Genomic DNA, 675 nt, shown 5'->3' with positions numbered 1-675 from the left:
CCCGTCCACCGGCCGCCCGCTGTCCTGCCAGGCCCGCCGCGCCGCCTCCAGCAGCCCGATCGGGCCGCACACGTACAGCTCGCCCCCGGGCGCCAGCCGGGCGATCTCGGCCTCAAGATCGATGCGCGCCCCCTCCTCGTCCACGAACACCTGCAGCCGGTCGCCGATCTTTGCCGCCAGATCCTCGGCCAGCGCCAGGTCGACGCGCCGGCGCGCCCCGTACAGCAGGCGGAACGGCGCGCCATGCGCGGCGAGGTCCAGGGCCATGGTGTAGATCGGCGTGATGCCGATGCCGCCGGCCAGCAGCAGGTAGTCCGGGCGGCCGCGCTCGAGCTCGAAATGGTTGCCGGGCTCGGAGATCTGCAGCTGGGCGCCGGGAGCCAGGGTAAACATGTAGGCCGAGCCGCCGCGGCCGTCGGGCAGGTTCTTGACGGCGATGCGGTAGACGCCGTCGCTGCACGGGCCGACCACCGAGTAGGAGCGCATGTCCGGCCGGCCGTCCACATGCACCGTCACGTTGATGTGGCTGCCCGGCCGCGGCGCGACGAAGCGCCCCAGCGGCTCGATCTCGAACAGCCGCACGTCCGGCGTCAGGTCCCGCACCGCGCGCACCCGCGCCGGCTGCCAGTCCCGCACCTTGCCCGTGCCCCCAGCGGCAATGCTTCCGTCCATGGC

At 73.6% G+C, this 675-nt stretch carries 1 protein-coding gene; it reads right to left on the bottom strand.

Annotated features, from left to right (window positions below):
- Nucleotides 1-675, bottom strand: a 675-nt coding sequence (locus tag JUB13_RS31030) for a ferredoxin reductase (RefSeq protein ID WP_328703053.1), incomplete at both ends; no start/stop codon positions are given.

Source organism: Arenibaculum pallidiluteum, from assembly GCF_017355985.1.
In the GTDB taxonomy this organism is placed as follows: domain Bacteria; phylum Pseudomonadota; class Alphaproteobacteria; order Azospirillales; family Azospirillaceae; genus Arenibaculum; species Arenibaculum pallidiluteum.
This window is presented reverse-complemented; position numbering and strand designations above follow the sequence as displayed.